The organism is Promicromonospora sp. NPDC110617 (assembly GCF_055598465.1).
The window spans coordinates 1,033,257-1,047,519 of the sequence record NZ_JBVKBM010000001.1 but is presented as its reverse complement, the minus strand read 5'-3'; the positions used below and the strand labels follow the sequence as shown (position 1 = coordinate 1,047,519).

17 protein-coding genes are annotated in these 14,263 nt (G+C 70.2%); 7 read left to right on the top strand and 10 right to left on the bottom strand.

The genetic code is table 11. The annotated features are described in order from the left end of the window. Nucleotides 1–52 precede the first annotated feature (52 nt). From ACZ7LE_RS04525 to ACZ7LE_RS04515, 3 genes are read left to right on the top strand one after another with little or no spacing between them, the layout of a single operon-like run. Nucleotides 53–1,147: an LLM class flavin-dependent oxidoreductase gene (locus tag ACZ7LE_RS04525; RefSeq protein ID WP_470402126.1), complete on the top strand. Its 1,095-nt coding sequence runs from the start codon at nt 53–55 to the stop codon at nt 1,145–1,147. Next, on the top strand, nt 1,144–1,809 hold the full coding sequence (locus ACZ7LE_RS04520; RefSeq protein WP_470402125.1) for an NADPH-dependent F420 reductase: 666 nt from the start codon (nt 1,144–1,146) through the stop codon (nt 1,807–1,809). The genes ACZ7LE_RS04525 and ACZ7LE_RS04520 overlap by 4 nt, the downstream gene beginning before the upstream one ends. After that, entirely contained in the window at nt 1,806–2,252 is a 447-nt protein-coding gene (locus ACZ7LE_RS04515; protein ID WP_470402124.1) for a GNAT family N-acetyltransferase, read from the top strand. The genes ACZ7LE_RS04520 and ACZ7LE_RS04515 overlap by 4 nt, the downstream gene beginning before the upstream one ends. Before the next feature lie 51 nt (nt 2,253–2,303). Here ACZ7LE_RS04515 and ACZ7LE_RS04510 read toward each other — a convergent pair whose 3' ends face one another. The 5 genes from ACZ7LE_RS04510 to ACZ7LE_RS04490 form a co-directional block, all read right to left on the bottom strand. Next, the gene (locus ACZ7LE_RS04510) at nt 2,304–2,648 is read right to left on the bottom strand and encodes a hypothetical protein (RefSeq protein ID WP_470402123.1); all 345 of its coding nucleotides are present in this window, start codon (nt 2,646–2,648) and stop codon (nt 2,304–2,306) included. 327 nt (nt 2,649–2,975) lie between these two features. After that, nucleotides 2,976–3,548: a hypothetical protein gene (locus ACZ7LE_RS04505; protein WP_470402122.1), complete on the bottom strand. Its 573-nt coding sequence runs from the start codon at nt 3,546–3,548 to the stop codon at nt 2,976–2,978. Between the two features lie 81 nt (nt 3,549–3,629). After that, nucleotides 3,630–4,049 carry a hypothetical protein gene (locus tag ACZ7LE_RS04500; RefSeq protein ID WP_470402121.1) on the bottom strand — a complete coding sequence of 140 codons (420 nt, stop codon included), beginning with the start codon at nt 4,047–4,049 and terminating at the stop codon, nt 3,630–3,632. Between the two features lie 41 nt (nt 4,050–4,090). Next, nucleotides 4,091–4,585: a hypothetical protein gene (locus ACZ7LE_RS04495; protein WP_470402120.1), complete on the bottom strand. Its 495-nt coding sequence runs from the start codon at nt 4,583–4,585 to the stop codon at nt 4,091–4,093. Nucleotides 4,586–4,657: 72 nt separating this feature from the next. Further along, nucleotides 4,658–4,981: a hypothetical protein gene (locus ACZ7LE_RS04490; RefSeq protein WP_470402119.1), complete on the bottom strand. Its 324-nt coding sequence runs from the start codon at nt 4,979–4,981 to the stop codon at nt 4,658–4,660. Between the two features lie 69 nt (nt 4,982–5,050). Here ACZ7LE_RS04490 and ACZ7LE_RS04485 point away from each other — a divergent pair, with 69 nt between their 5' ends. Then, complete coding sequence (locus tag ACZ7LE_RS04485; RefSeq protein ID WP_470402118.1) at nt 5,051–5,962, top strand: DUF4031 domain-containing protein; 912 nt, start codon at nt 5,051–5,053, stop codon at nt 5,960–5,962. 158 nt (nt 5,963–6,120) lie between these two features. Then, the gene (locus tag ACZ7LE_RS04480; protein ID WP_470402117.1) at nt 6,121–6,744 is read left to right on the top strand and encodes a SanA/YdcF family protein; all 624 of its coding nucleotides are present in this window, start codon (nt 6,121–6,123) and stop codon (nt 6,742–6,744) included. A 1-nt stretch (nt 6,745) separates the two neighbouring features. Here ACZ7LE_RS04480 and ACZ7LE_RS04475 read toward each other — a convergent pair whose 3' ends face one another. From ACZ7LE_RS04475 to ACZ7LE_RS04460, 4 genes are all read right to left on the bottom strand, one after another. Beyond that, on the bottom strand, nt 6,746–7,228 hold the full coding sequence (locus tag ACZ7LE_RS04475) for a hotdog fold domain-containing protein (RefSeq protein WP_397391697.1): 483 nt from the start codon (nt 7,226–7,228) through the stop codon (nt 6,746–6,748). Between the two features lie 86 nt (nt 7,229–7,314). Further along, entirely contained in the window at nt 7,315–8,949 is a 1,635-nt protein-coding gene (locus ACZ7LE_RS04470) for a succinic semialdehyde dehydrogenase (protein ID WP_470402116.1), read from the bottom strand. A gap of 113 nt (nt 8,950–9,062) precedes the next feature. After that, entirely contained in the window at nt 9,063–9,542 is a 480-nt protein-coding gene (locus ACZ7LE_RS04465) for a GNAT family acetyltransferase (RefSeq protein WP_470402115.1), read from the bottom strand. Beyond that, nucleotides 9,539–10,663, bottom strand: coding sequence for a GuaB3 family IMP dehydrogenase-related protein (locus ACZ7LE_RS04460; RefSeq protein WP_285101083.1), 1,125 nt, complete (start codon nt 10,661–10,663; stop codon nt 9,539–9,541). Before ACZ7LE_RS04460 ends, ACZ7LE_RS04465 begins: the two co-directional genes overlap by 4 nt. A gap of 139 nt (nt 10,664–10,802) precedes the next feature. Here ACZ7LE_RS04460 and ACZ7LE_RS04455 point away from each other — a divergent pair, with 139 nt between their 5' ends. After that, complete coding sequence (locus ACZ7LE_RS04455) at nt 10,803–11,525, top strand: exonuclease domain-containing protein (protein ID WP_470402114.1); 723 nt, start codon at nt 10,803–10,805, stop codon at nt 11,523–11,525. A gap of 48 nt (nt 11,526–11,573) precedes the next feature. Here ACZ7LE_RS04455 and ACZ7LE_RS04450 read toward each other — a convergent pair whose 3' ends face one another. Continuing rightward, nucleotides 11,574–12,212, bottom strand: a complete 639-nt coding sequence (locus ACZ7LE_RS04450) for a Rid family hydrolase (protein WP_470402113.1) — start codon at nt 12,210–12,212, stop codon at nt 11,574–11,576. Between the two features lie 350 nt (nt 12,213–12,562). Between ACZ7LE_RS04450 and ACZ7LE_RS04445 the strand changes: the two genes are divergently transcribed. After that, nucleotides 12,563–14,176, top strand: coding sequence for a flavin monoamine oxidase family protein (locus tag ACZ7LE_RS04445; RefSeq protein ID WP_470402112.1), 1,614 nt, complete (start codon nt 12,563–12,565; stop codon nt 14,174–14,176). Nucleotides 14,177–14,263: the final 87 nt, after the last annotated feature.

The window sequence follows — 14,263 nt, the reverse complement described above, 5'->3', positions numbered from 1 at the left end:
GTGAGTTATTGACATGTGAACTATATGGCGAGATGATTCACGTGTCAATCAAATGAGCACCCAGAAGGGGCTGGTCATGGTGGATGTCTCGCAGATCGAGTTCGGTATCGACAGCTTCGGCGACCTGCCGCGCAACGCGGACGGCGACGTCGTCTCGCACGCGGAGGCGATCCGGGCCGTCGTCGCCGAGGCGGTCCTGGCGGACCAGGTGGGCATCGACGTCATCGCGCTGGGCGAGCACCACCGCCCCGAGTACGCGATCTCGAGCCCGGAGACCGTCCTCGCCGGCATCGCGACGGCTACCAAGCGCATCAAGCTCGCGTCGGGTGTGACGGTGCTGTCGTCGGACGACCCGGTCCGGGTCTTCCAGCGCTTCGCGACCGTCGATGCGCTCTCGAACGGGCGCGCCGAGGTGATCCTCGGCCGTGGTTCCTTCACGGAGTCATTCCCGCTGTTCGGCTACGACCTGAAGGACTACGACACGCTGTTCGAGGAGAAGATCGACCTCTTCAGCCACCTCCTCGACGAGAAGCCGGTCACGTGGGAGGGCACCATGCGTGCCGCGCTCCACGAGGCCGACGTCTTCCCGAAGACCGAGTCCGGGCGGCTCACGACCTGGGTCGGCGTGGGCGGGACACCGCAGTCGGTGCTCCGCACCGCCTACTACGGGTTCGGGCTCATGCTCGCGATCATCGGCGGGCCGCCCGACCGATTCGCCCAGTACGTGGAGCTCTACCGGCGGGCGCACGAGAAGCTCGGCACCACGCCTGGGCCCGTGGGCATGCACTCGCCGGGCTTCGTCGCCGCCACGGACGAGGAGGCGAAGGAGCTGTTCTACCCGGGTTACCGCGAGATCCGCGACCGGATCGGCGCGCTGCGCGGCTGGCCGCCCCTGCGCCGGGACGAGTTCGAGGCCGACGTCGAGCAGGGCTCGCTGTACGTCGGGTCCGTCGACACGGTCGCGCGCAAGATGGCGCGGGCGATCCGCGTCCTCGACGTCGGCCGGTTCGACATGATCTACTCCTCGGCCGGCGCGGTGTCGGCTGACGCGCGGCTACGCTCGGTCGAGCTGTACGGCACCCAGGTGATCCCGCGGGTGCGCGAGCTGCTCGCCGAGCAGCCCAGCACGGCCGGGGCGGCGCTTTGAACCCGACCGGGACGACCATCGGGATCCTCGGCGCCGGCAAGATCGGCACCGTTCTGGCGCGGCTGGCCGTCGCCGCGGGCTACCGCGTGCTGATCTCGGGGTCGGGCGACCCGGAGAAGATCGCACTCACGATTGAGGTCCTCACCCCTGGCGCGACGGCGGTGTGGCCCGCCGAGGCGGCGTCCGCCGACGTCGTCGTGCTCGCCTTTCCGCTCGGCAAGCACGACGGGCTGCCGGTCGCGGAACTGTCGGGCCGGCTCGTCGTCGACGCGATGAACCACTGGTGGGAGATCGACGGCCCGCGCGAGGGGATCCTGCCGCGCGACCTCTCGTCGAGCGAGTTCGTGGCGCGGCTGCTGCCGGGCGCGCACGTCGTGAAGGCCTTCAACCACATGGGTTACCACGATCTGGAGGACGGCTCGCGGCCCGCAGGGGCCGTCGGGCGCAAGGCGATCGCGCTGGCCGGGGACTCCCCCGACGACCTTTCCGTCGTCGCTTCGGTCATCGACGCCCTCGGGTTCGACCCGTTGGTGATCGGTGACCTTGCTGCGGGCGCCCGGCTCGAGCCCGGCACCCCGGCGTTCGGGGCGAACGTGGGCCTCGACGAACTGCGTACGCTGACCGGGACGCCCGCACCCACGACCCTTCTGGAGGCCTCATGAAGGACAGGACCGGCGAGTCCGTCACCGTCACGCTGAACACGGGCCGTCCGATCGGGGCGTACGCCGTGCACGTCGACGGCGGGGCTGCGGTGGGGCGGGCCGACTTCGTCGACCCGGGCGACGGCGGCGCGGGCGACGACGGCGGCGTCGACCACGACCGGATCTTCTTCCACACCGAGGTCGACGAGGCGTACGGCGGACGCGGCCTCGCGGGCATCCTGGTGCGCGAGGCCCTCGCCGACAGCATCCGCAGGAACATCGTGGTCGTGCCGGTGTGCCCGGTGTTCTCGGCGCACCTGGCGAAGCACGGCGACGAGTACGTGGCAGCCGGCGGGGCGTTCCGCCAGCCGGCGAAGGACGACATCGCGCAGGTCACCCGGGCGGTCCGGGAGCACCGCGCGGCGTCGCGGGAGGCTCGGGGGGCGGACCGGTCGAGCGAGTAGGAGACGCGGCGGACGTCTTGGCTGCGCGCCACGTCAGCCCGCATGCAGCAACTATCGGGGCAGCAAGTCGAGTATTACCCCGAGCCCGCCGGGTGCCGCGATTCTCTCGTCGAATGAGTAACGATCGTCAGTCACCGTCATCGATCCGGTTCCATCCACCCTGCGCAGGAACCACTCCATGAACTCCGCCGCAGGCTCCCGGGCACAGTCGACATACACCGCCTCGCCGTCACTCAAGAACGTCAGATACGCCACCCCGGTCGGCAATCCCAGCGTGATCGAGATCCCGATATCCACACCCTCCAGCCCATCTCTGGTGTCACCACACTCGGCGCGAAGCGCCCGAACGGCGGCATTGACATCGATCGGATCGTCCAGGACAACGAGATACGCCACCGCTCCTCCTTACACGTGAGATCTGAAGGACCAAGAGCGGGGAGCAGTCTGGTGGTGACCCTTGCGTCAGGGCCTGATGGCGATCAAGTCCCCACGGATTCGCGCCATGAGCGCATCATCGACCGATTCTGTGGCGAAGCGAAACAGCAAGACCGGCTCATGCGACGCGGCGGATCGAAGAGACCCCGAAACGCTCTGACGTTGCGCTCGACGCGCTCCTCCAGCGCTCCGACATCGTCCACTTCCACCGTCAGCCTTCCGAGCCGGCCCTTGCGCTCCGCCCACCACTCGCGAGCGGTGTCGAACTCAGCCGGCAGTGGGTCGCACTCAGGCGAGCCCTGCTGGCGATGCCGTCCCACCAACGGCGCGTCCCGCACTCTCCAGCATCGCCTGACGATAGGGCATTGACTGCATCCCGGACTCGAGACGAACCATGAAGACGTCACCCGATCTGATCGTCGGGGCGATGGCCCCGATGCACGATTGCTCGTACGACACCCAGGTCTCCTGGCCACTTGGCGCAGGCAGTCCAGCCGCGTCGAAGCTGGTCGCAACCCTGTGGGCACGCAGAGCGGCCGCCATCGCGGCCTCTGAGGGAGAGGCCCAGGAATCGGTGACGAGCCTGACGGCCGCGACGGCTTCCGATACAGCATCGGCCGCGTCGACAGGGTGCAGCGGCGCCGCGGACTCCAAGCGCATCAGCGAGACTCGCCAACGGTCGCGCCGTTGCGACTCGTCCCAGCCGCCCTGCAACTCGCGCCAGGCCGATTGCACCGTGGCGTCTACAGGAAACGCGTCCTCGTCACGAGTCACACAGCCGACGAACCCAGCGGCGATCGACGAGACACGAGTGACCGTGGCGAGGAGCTCCAGCCGAAGCCCTCGCTCGGCGTCATCCATCTCCGCCTCCATTCGCCTCAAACCCGATCACGGTCGGCGCCTCCCCGGGAACTCCTTCGGGGCGGTTCCGGAACATTACGGTCATCTCGCATCGCCGTCACCCTCCAACCGACCCATGAGTTCGGTCAGTGACGACGCGACGATCGGCCACCGACCATCGAGCGTCATGAATCGCACGGGCGCGATGATCGCCCTGTAGTCCAGCGCAAATGGACGGTCGCACCCAAGTTCTCCAATGAGGACCGACGTCGCCGGGACAATGTCATCAGGCTCCACGCCGAACCATAAGGGGTCCTGCTCCTCATGCCAATGAGCAGTCATTCCTACGACCTCATTGAAATTGTAGAAGCACCACGACCTGTCTGGGGTCTCACCAAAGATACTCTCAACAACTGCCGGAGCGACGCGATCGTCATTTCGATACGCGGTCCAGCGCGGCGTGTCGACCACGGATCCCCACGCCGACGGAAGGACAAAACCTTCGACAACACGGTCGGTCACCAAAACTCCCTGCCTCGAATCAGAACGTATTGCGCCGCCCGTCAGCCCCAGCCGGCGACCTGGGCTGCATGCACAGCGATCCGCTTTCGAACATCGAACGTCCCGGCGATGGAATGAACTCTCGCGCCGTAGAGGAGGGTCAGCCCTGAAGACGTCTGGAACGCACTCCAGTCCCGGTCGAGCCATCTCATCTCGATTCCCTTGAGCGAGTCGTCGAGTTCCAGGCCAGGCACGCCTCCCCCATCGTCGAGCAGCGCGTCGACCGCTCCCCAGAAGTCAGCGGCAACCGTTCGGATGAACCGTGCACGGTCCGCCAGCGACCTGTGGGCGATGTATCCGCACAGGATTGCGACGGTATGGACGTAGTACTCGCGATCCCGGAACACGACCTGCAAGTCGCCGATCCTCGTCGAACACTCCTCGATGTCGTCGAGCGCTTGGTCGAAGTCCTCCTGCTCGTGGGTCGATATGGAGTGCACGAACATCGAAACCGCTGTCGCCAGATCCCGATCGGCACGGCGAATGATCGGAGTCATACGAAACAAGCTCAGCGCACCGACGAATCCCACGCGGTCGACGAACCCATGATTACCCACGTTCAGCCGTACTCATTCAGCAACAACCGCGGTATACACATCGAGCAGACCTCTCAGAAAGACACAAATCTCGCCCGGAAAATCGCCCTCGGCCCTGATCACCAGCGAGAATCCTGCCGTCCCGTCGTGCACCGGCTCCCCATCGGGCAGGACCACATCACAGACCTGCACCTCCCACGCGGCAGTGCGCGCCGTCCAGTACGTCCCGAGATAGAAACTGTCGCGCTCGGTGAACTTCACCGACAGCCCTCGTTCAAGCAGCGCCACGACAGACTGCGGGCTCTCAGAGGCAACGCCCATGGCCATGTTCAGGTACGTCTGGTCATCCGTATCCATGCACAGGCACGATCCTCTGTCGCTGTCGAAGGAGATCCTACGGCCGCCCCGGAGCGCTAGCCTCACCTCGTGACCCTCTTCATCGACCCGCCGGCCTGGCCCGCGCACGGGACGCTCTTCTCCCACCTGGTCTCGGACGGGTCGCTGCAGGAGCTCCGCCTCTTCGCCCGGGCGGCCGGCGTCCCCGACCGCGCGCTCGACCTCGACCACTACGACATCCCCGCCGAGCGGTACGACGACCTGGTCGTCGCGGGCGCCGTACCCGTCGACGGCGGTGACCTGGCCCGACGGCTGGCCGGCTCCGGGCTGCGCGTCTCCGGCGCCGAGCGGAACCGCGCCAAGCGGGCAGCGCTCCTGAGCCGGTGGGACGAGTTGTGGGCCGACCCGAGCCTGGCCCGCGACGCCGGCACCGACCTGGTCGACCGCTGGCGCGAACCCCACCGGGTCTACCACACGACATTCCACCTGGCGGCGGCCCTGGACGCCCTCGACGTCGTCGCGGCGGAGAGCAGCATCGACGATCGCAGCCTCTGGCGCGCCCGCCTCGCCCTCTGGTTCCACGACGCGGTACACGACGGCGTGGCCCAGCAGGACGAGGAGCAGTCCGCCGAGCTCGTGGCGGAACTGCTCGGCCCCCTCACCAACGCCGGGATCGCCTCGAAGGACATCGACGAGATCGCCCGCCTGGTCATGGTCACGGCCGCCCACGACCCGGCGCCCGACGACGTCGTCGGCGGCCTGGTCAGCGACGCCGACCTGGCCGTGCTGGGCGGCAGCGCCGCCGTCTACACGCGCTACACGCACCAGGTCCGCGCCGAGTACTGCGACGTGCCCGACCCGCTGTTCCGCGCCGGCCGATCCGAGGTGCTCCGCGGCCTGCTGGCGGGCGGCCCCCTGTTCCGCACCGCCCCGGGCACCACCCGCTGGCAGGACGCCGCGACGACCAACCTGAACGCCGAGCTGACCCTGCTGACGGCCTGAGCCCAGTCGGCAAAACGTCAACAGGTCGGCAGAATGTCAGATGGTCGGTTCCTCGGAATGCCGACCATCTGACATTCTGCCGACCAACCGCCAGCACCCCCGGCCACAGCCCCGCCAGCGGCCCATTCCATACCCGCACACCCTGTAGCGTTCCGGGCGTGACTCCCCTCAAGGTCTCCGCCATCGTCGCGGGCGTGCTCGCCGTCGCCTTCACCGTCCCCGTCGTCGCAGTTCAGGCCACCGGGAACGCCCGGGTCCGCGGGGGCGCCGACGAGATCGAGAAGGCCGACGCCGTCATCGTGCTCGGGGCCGGGCTCCGCAGCGATGGCACGCCGTCGACGTACCTGCGCCGCCGCGTCGAGGGCGGCGCCGAGCTGTACCGCGCGGGCGTCGCGCCCACGGTGATCCTGAGCGGCGACGCGCACGACAACCCCGACGGCACCCGCTACGACGAGCCCGGCTCGATGCGCGCCTGGCTCCTGGACAACGACCTCGGCGTGCCCGACGACGCGATCGTGCTGGACCGCGAGGGCTTCAACACCACGGCCACCTGCCGCCGCGCGCACGACCTGTACGGGGTGCGCACCGCCGTCGTCGTCACGCAGGACTACCACCTGCGCCGCACGCTCTACTCCTGCGTAGAGGCCGGGCTCGACGCCGTGGGTGTCGGCGTCAGCGCCGCGAGCGTCCAGCCGGCGCAGTGGGCCTGGTGGCACGTGCGCGAGCTGCCGGCGAGCTGGAAGGCCGCCGTCCGCTCCCTCGCGAGGCGCCGCCCCCGCTGACTCACCTCTTCTTCGGCGTCACCCACAGGTGGATCGTGCCCTCGACCACCACGGTCCCGTCCGCGAGCACGCCGCGCACGCGCACGGGCAGGTCCTTGTCGTCGCCGTCCCACTGCGCCTGGTCGGTCTCGGCCACGCAGGTGACGTCGCCGGTCGACTTGGCCAGGTAGGACACCTCCATGCCCTTGGGCAGCCAGCGCTTGTCGTCGGGCACGGTGGCCTCGGCGAGGGAGCCCATGGCCATCTCCAGCCCGTTGCAGACGGCGATCGCGTGCACCGTGCCGATGTGGTTGCGGTTGCGCCACCGGTTGGGGACGACCACCTCGCCGTAGTTCGGCCGCATGTCGACCACGCGCGGGGCGATGGTGCCGAAGTACGGGGCCTTGAAGCTGTAGGCCACGCTGAAGATCCGCTTCCCGAGCAGACCGCCGATCACGGGCAGCGAGTTGGCGGACTTCCAGAAGGCGTGGAGCTGCGTCGTCATGCGGGTGAGCGTACTCGCCCCCGTGACGACCGTTCACAACTTCGACGACCAGTTCGGACGCCGCCCCCGATCGCCACCTCCACAGCTCAGGACATCCGCAGCTTGCGCATGACCCCCAACGCCGTGGTGAGCACGCGGCTCGGGGTGTCCCCGCCCAGGCCGTAGAGGTTGTCGAGCGTCGCGCCGACCCGCGTGCCGCGTGCCGTCACCACGGTCTGCTGCCGCGTCAGGCCGGCGATCGACGCCGCCCCGTGCCGCCCGCCGAGACCCGAGGCCTTCCAGCCGCCGAGCGGCGCGGAGACCGAGCCCCAGGTCATCGTGTACCCGTCGTTGATCGCGACCGACCCGGTCTCGATCCGCGCGGCCACCCGGCGCGCCCGGGCGACGTCCCGGGACCAGACGGCGGCGTGCAGCCCGTACTCGGTGTCGTTGATGACGGTGACGGCGTCCTCGTCGCAGTCGACCCGCGTGATCGTGACGACGGGCCCGAACGTCTCCTCGCGGGACACCACGGCCTGCGCCGGCACGTCGTCGAGCACGGTCGGCGCGTAGAAGTACGGGCCGACGTCGGCGCGGTGCACCCCGCCGGCGAGGACCCGCGCGCCCCGGGCCAGCGCGTCGTCGACGTGCGCCGTCACCTTGTCGAGCTGCGCGGCGGAGGTGAGCGAGCCGATGTCGGCGGAGTAGTCGAGGGCCGGGCTGAGCCGCAGGTTCCGCACCGCACGCACGAACTTCGCGACGAACTCGTCGGCGATCGCCTCGTGCACCACCAGACGTTCGACGGAGACGCACAGCTGGCCGGCGTTCGAGAAGCAGGCCCGAACGATGCCGGGCACCACCGCGTCGACGTCGACGTCCTCCGCCACGTAGAGCGCGTTCTTGCCGCCCAGCTCCAGCGTGGCCCCGATGAGCCGCTCGCCGGCCCGCGCCGCAACCTTGCGCCCGGTGGCGGTGGACCCGGTGAACGCGATGTGGTCGACGTGCTCGACCAGCGCCTCGCCCACGTCCGGACCACCGGCGACCACCTGGAACAGGCCCGCCGGCAGACCGGCGTCGTCCAGGGCCTCGGCCGCCCACAGGGCGGTGAGGGTGGTCTGCGGGTCCGGCTTGAGCACCACGGCGTTGCCGGCCAGGAGCGCGGGCAGCGCCTCCGAGAGCGCGAGGACCAGCGGGAAGTTCCAGGGCGCGATGGCGCCGACGACGCCGACCGGCCGGCGGTGCACCTGCACGCCCGTGAGCAGCGGGATCATGCCCCCGGACCGGCGGGTCGCGAGGTAGCGCTCGCCGCGCACGGCGTAGTGCCGCGCGACCTGCGCGATGTCCGCGATCTCCTCGAAGGCGGCGCGGCGCGACTTTCCGGTCTCGAGCTGGATCAGGTCGAGCGCCTCGGACTGTCTCTCCAGGACGATGCGGCCCAGGCGCTGGAGCACCCCGGCACGGTCGCGCACCGAGAGGCGCGCCCAGCCGCGCTGCGCGACCCGCGCGCGGACGACGGAAGCGGCCACGTCGTCGGCGGAGGAGATCGGAAAGGTCACGAGGGGAGCACCCGTGAACGGGCACATCGAGCGGTGCGTGCCGGAAGCCTCGGACGTCGCGATCCGCGCCACGAGCGGCGCCATCACGCCGGGCTCGAGGACGAAGGTTCCCTGCGGGTGCTCAGGGTCGAGCACCCCGCCGACGGCACCACTCGCTGCTGCGTCGGCTGCTGTGTCGTCGATCATGGCGGCCACCCTACGCGCAAAACCCTGCACCACGTATTGATAGGTGTGTGAAACTGACTTTCATGGCGCTTGGTCGCGACGACCGCGATCTCGCCTCGTGGCGCCGGTCGCGGCTAGTTCGGCTCGACCCAGCGGCCCAGGACGGTGGTCTCCTGGTCGCCGTAGCCGAGCCGCTCGTAGAAGCCGAGCACCGCGGTGTTGGTGGTGCGCACCATGAGCTGGATCTTGCGCGCACCGCGCGCCACCAGCCACGCCTCGGCGGCCACGACGGCCGCCCGGCCCAGCCCCGAGCCCTGGAGCCCGGGCGCGACGGCCACGTAGTAGAGCCAGCCGCGGTGCCCGTCGTGGCCCGCCATCGCCGACGCGGTCACGCGGCCGTCGGCCCGCGCGACCAGCACCGTCGACGTCGTGCCCGCACGGGCGTCGGCGATGTCCAGGTGCGGGTCGTTCCACGGCCGGGTCAGCCCGCACTCCCGCCACAGCTCGACCACCTGGTCGACATCGGCGTCGGTGATCTCGACGAACTCGCCGTCGGCCACGGGCGCTGCCGCGAGGACAGGGGCGAGCGGCTCACCGCTCCGCACGGCGCTCACCGGGGCTGGTACGGCGAGACGACGACCTCGACCCGCTGGAACTCCTTGAGGTCGGAGTAGCCGGTCGTGGCCATGGCCCGGCGCAGGGCGCCCACGAGGTTGAGGGTGCCGTCCGCCTGCTTGCCCGGCCCGAAGAGGATCTCCTCCAGCGTGCCGACCGTGCCCACCTCGACGCGCTCGCCGCGCGGGAGCTGCGGGTGGTGCGCCTCGGGGCCCCAGTGGAAGCCCTTCCCGGGCGCCTCGGCGGCCCGCGCGAGCGCGGCACCGAGCATGACGGCGTCCGCGCCGCAGGCCACGGCCTTGACGATGTCGCCGGAGTGGCCGACGCCGCCGTCGGCGATCACGTGCACGTACCGGCCGCCCGACTCGTCGAGGTAGTCGCGGCGGGCTGCGGCGACGTCGGCCACCGACGTGGCCATGGGCGCGTGGATGCCGAGGCTGACCCGCGTGGTGTGGGCGGCGCCGCCGCCGAAGCCGACGAGCACGCCCGCCGCGCCCGTGCGCATCAGGTGCAGCGCCGCGGTGTAGGTGGAGGCCCCGCCGACGACGACGGGCACGTCCAGCTCGTAGATGAAGCGCTTGAGGTTGAGCGGCTCGGCGTTGCCGGACACGTGCTCGGCCGAGACCGTGGTGCCGCGGATGACGAACAGGTCGACGCCGGCGTCGACCACCGTCTTGTAGAACTCCTGCGTGCGCTGCGGGGTGAGCGCGCCGGCGACCGTGACACCCGCGGAGCGGATCTCCTTGAGGCGCTGCGTGATCAGCTCCGGCTTGATCGGCTCGGAGTAGATCGCCTGCATCCGGTGCGTCGCCTCGTCGGCCGGCAGCTCGGCGATCTCGGCCAGCAGCGGTTCGGGCGACTCGTACCGGGTCCACAGGCCCTCGAGGTCGAGCACGCCCAGGCCGCCGAACCGGCCCAGCGCGACCGCGCTGTCCGGCGTCATCACGGAGTCCATCGGGGCCGCGACGATCGGCAGGTCGAAGTGGTACGCGTCGATCTGCCAGCCGACCGAGACGTCCTTCGGGTCGCGCGTGCGCCGGGACGGCACCACCGCAATGTCGTCGAAGGAATAGGCGCGCCGCCCACGCTTGCCGCGTCCGATCTCGATCTCGTTGCTCACCCGCCAAGCCTACCCATCGCTGCTGACCCGGCGCGCAGTGTCTCGTGATGTGCGGGGTGGCACGAACCACAGTGTCAGTGACCGGTGGCAGGGTTCTCCCTGGACGCACCGGGAAACCCGGACGAGCAGGGAGGACACCATGAACGAGACCTGGATCCACAGGCCGCTGCTGGGCTTCGACACGGAGACCACAGGGGTGGACGTCACGGGCGACCGCATCGTCACGGCAGCCCTCGTGCTGCGCACACCCGGAGCGGGCACGGAGGTCCGCACCTGGCTGATGGACCCGGGTGTGGAGATACCGGAGGAGGCCGCGGCCATCCACGGCATCTCCACCGAGCACGCGCGCGCCCACGGCGTGGCGCCCCTGGAGGCACTGGAGGAGATCGCCGCCGAGCTCGCCACGCACCTGGCCGACGGCGTCCCCGTGGTCGCCTACAACGCGGCCTTCGACCTCTCGCTGCTCGACGCCGAGCTGCAGCGCCACGGGCTCAAGACCCTGCCCCAGCGCCTGGGCCGCGCGGTCGAGCCCGTCGTGGACCCGCTCGTCATCGACCGCTGGCTGGACCGGTACCGCCCGGGCAAACGCCGGCTCGGCGACCTGTCGGAGTGGTACGGCGTCACGTCCGACGGCGACCTGCACACCGCCGAGGTGGACGTGCTCGCCACGCTCGACGTGCTGGAGGCGCTGGCCCGCCGGTTCCCGCAGCTCGCCCGCATGCCCCTGGCCGACCTGCACCAGCAGCAGATCGGCGCACACCGCCAGTGGGCGGTGAGCTTCAACGAGTGGCGCCGCGAGCAGGGCCTGACCGGGCCCGACGCGTCCGGGGCCTGGCCGGTGCAGCACTCGACGATCGGCTGACCGGCGAGGCGGGCGGCCGCGCCCCGGGAAGCCGGGGCGCGGCCCCGGTCAGCGCGGGTACACGGCGTCGACCTCGACCTCGACGAGCCAGCCGTCCACCGGGAGGTTCTCGACCTCCAGCGCGAAACGCGACGGCCGGGCCTCGTTGACGACCATCGGTTCGGTCGTGGCCGACCCGAGCTGCACGTCGAGCACGTCGCCGGTGGCCAGGTTCGTGTTGGCGAAGAACTGGCGGTAGGCCCGGTTCCACCCGGCGAAGTCCATCTTCTCCGCGCCCGCCGGGTTCTGCAGGAACACGCGCATCGAGACGACGTCGTCGTAGGACAGCCCGGCCTTGTCCAGGTTCTCGCCGATCCGCATCAGGGCGTTGATGCCCTGCGCCTCCGTGAGGGTGACGCCGGCGGGCAGCTCACCGCCAGGGAAGACGTCGGTGGGGATGTACCGCTGCTCGGCGGTCACGCCGGGCGTCGTGTTGCGGGCGGCCGGGCCGAGGCCGGAGGACTTGTACCAGGAGACGTTCTTGCCGATGGCGACGCCGTCGGCGATGAGCGGGGTGTCCCCGGTGACGAACGAATGGGCTCGCGTCGGATCAGGGCGGAAGACGTGGGCGGCGGCGAAGGCGGTCCCGGGGACCGCGATCGCGGCGGTGAGGACGACGGCGGTGATCAGCGCGGCACGGTTCTTCATGGTGCTCCTCCATCTGGCCGGGTCGGGCGCAGCGGCGGCGCCCGGTCGTGGTGGCCCGGCGGTCGGCACCGGGTGGCGCGGACGCTAGCCACGGGGAGTTTCGGCGGGATGTCCGCTTCGGGTCGGATCGGGAACGCCTTCGACGCGCCGCTCGAATCGTTCCTGCGCAAACGCTGACCTGCGGCGAAACCCGGAAACAACATGGTTACTGGACGCAACTACACAGAAACGACGGAGACTCGCAGCGGTGACCTGCGCTCCCTAGCGTCCGGCACGGCGCTGACGGCGGTTCCTGGCTCCCCCACCAGGGCACGCCGCCCGTCAGGCTGTCGACACGAGGGGTAGGGACCGTGGTCACCGAGAAGAGCACCTCCGGCGTCTCCCGCCGCAACTTCCTGCAGGCCGTCGGCGCGGGGTCCAGCGCCGGCGTCATGTTCGCGACGATGGGCGCGATGGGGCTGGCCCCCACCGCGGCCGCCCAGCCCAGGGCCGAGTCCTGGGTCCCCCCGCGGGGCGGCGACTTCACGCTGACCGGCCGGTCCGCCAAGAAGGTCGTCGTCGTCGGGGCCGGTCCCGCCGGCCTCGCCACCGCCTACGAGCTCCAGAAGGCCGGCTACCGGGTGACCGTGCTCGAGGCGCGGCACCGCCCCGGCGGGCGCACCCTGACGATCCGCGGCGGCGACAGCGAGACCGATGTCAACGGCGTGCGGCAGACCGCGCGGTTCCCCGACGGCATCTACATGAACGCCGGCGCGGGCCGCATCGCCCAGTGGATGGTCACCATGGACTACATCCGCGAGCTGGGCGTGCCGTACGAGGTGTTCACCAACGCGAACGCTGACGCCTACCTCTACAACGAACGGTCCGGCGCGACACCGGGCAACCCCGTGCGCTACCGCACCGCCAAGGCCGACGTCTTCGGCTACACCTCCGAGCTGCTGCACCACGCCACCGACCAGGGCGCCCTGGACCAGAAGCTGACCGCCGCGGACAAGGACAACCTGCGCTCCTTCCTGCGGAGCTGGGGCTCGCTCACGTCCGACGGCACCTACGCCGGCGGCAGCAACCGTGGCTTCGACGTGTACCCGTCGGCCTGGAACGAGCACGGCACTCCCCTGCCGGGACCGGGCACGGTCTCCGAGGTGCTGGCCTCGAAGGTGGGCCAGTACTTCCCGTTCGAGATCAACTGGGAGCAGTCGATGCTCATGTTCCAGCCCAAGGGCGGCATGGACACGACCTACCAGTACCTGGTGCGGGCCATCGGCTCCCACAACGTGCACTTCGAGTCGCCCGTCACCGGGGTCGAGAACACCGGCCGCGGCGTCAAGGTCACGTACACGCCCCGGAACGGGAGGGCGCGGCAGATCGAGGCCGACTTCGCCGTCGTCGCGGCACCGGCGGGACTCATGCGGCGGTGGGACACCAACTGGGGCCCGGAGATCGACGCGGCGCTCGGCGAGTTCGCCGTCGGCTCCCCCGCGGGCAAGATCGGCCTGCAGTACAAGTCGCGGTTCTGGGAGGACGACCACCGGATCTTCGGCGGGATCACGGAGACCGACATGGACCTCGCCCACGTCTGGTACCCGTCGTACGGGTACGGCGAGCGCAAGGGTCTGGTCGTGGGCTACTACAACACCGGCGCCAACGCCCGCACGTACGGCGACCTGGCCCCGAAGCAGCGCGAGCTGCGCGCCGTCGAGCAGGGCGTCAAGATCCACGGCGAGAAGTACCGCAGCGAGCTGGAGAGCTCGTTCTCCATCGCCTGGCACAAGGTGCCGTACATCGAGGGCGCCTGGGCCTACCCGAACACCTCGTCGGCGGGCTTCCGGCTGCTGCAGCAGGGGGCGGGCCACGTGTACTTCGCGGGCGACTGGATGTCCGAGGTGTCCGCGTGGCAGCACGGTGCCTTCTGGTCGGCCCGCTACGCGGTGCAGGCCCTGCACGCGCGCGTCATGTCGAGCTGAGGCCAATGTGCCGAAGTAGAACCGTGGCGAGATAGAACTGGGGCTGAAGCGCTGATCAGCGCTTCAGCCCCAGTTCTATCTCGCCAC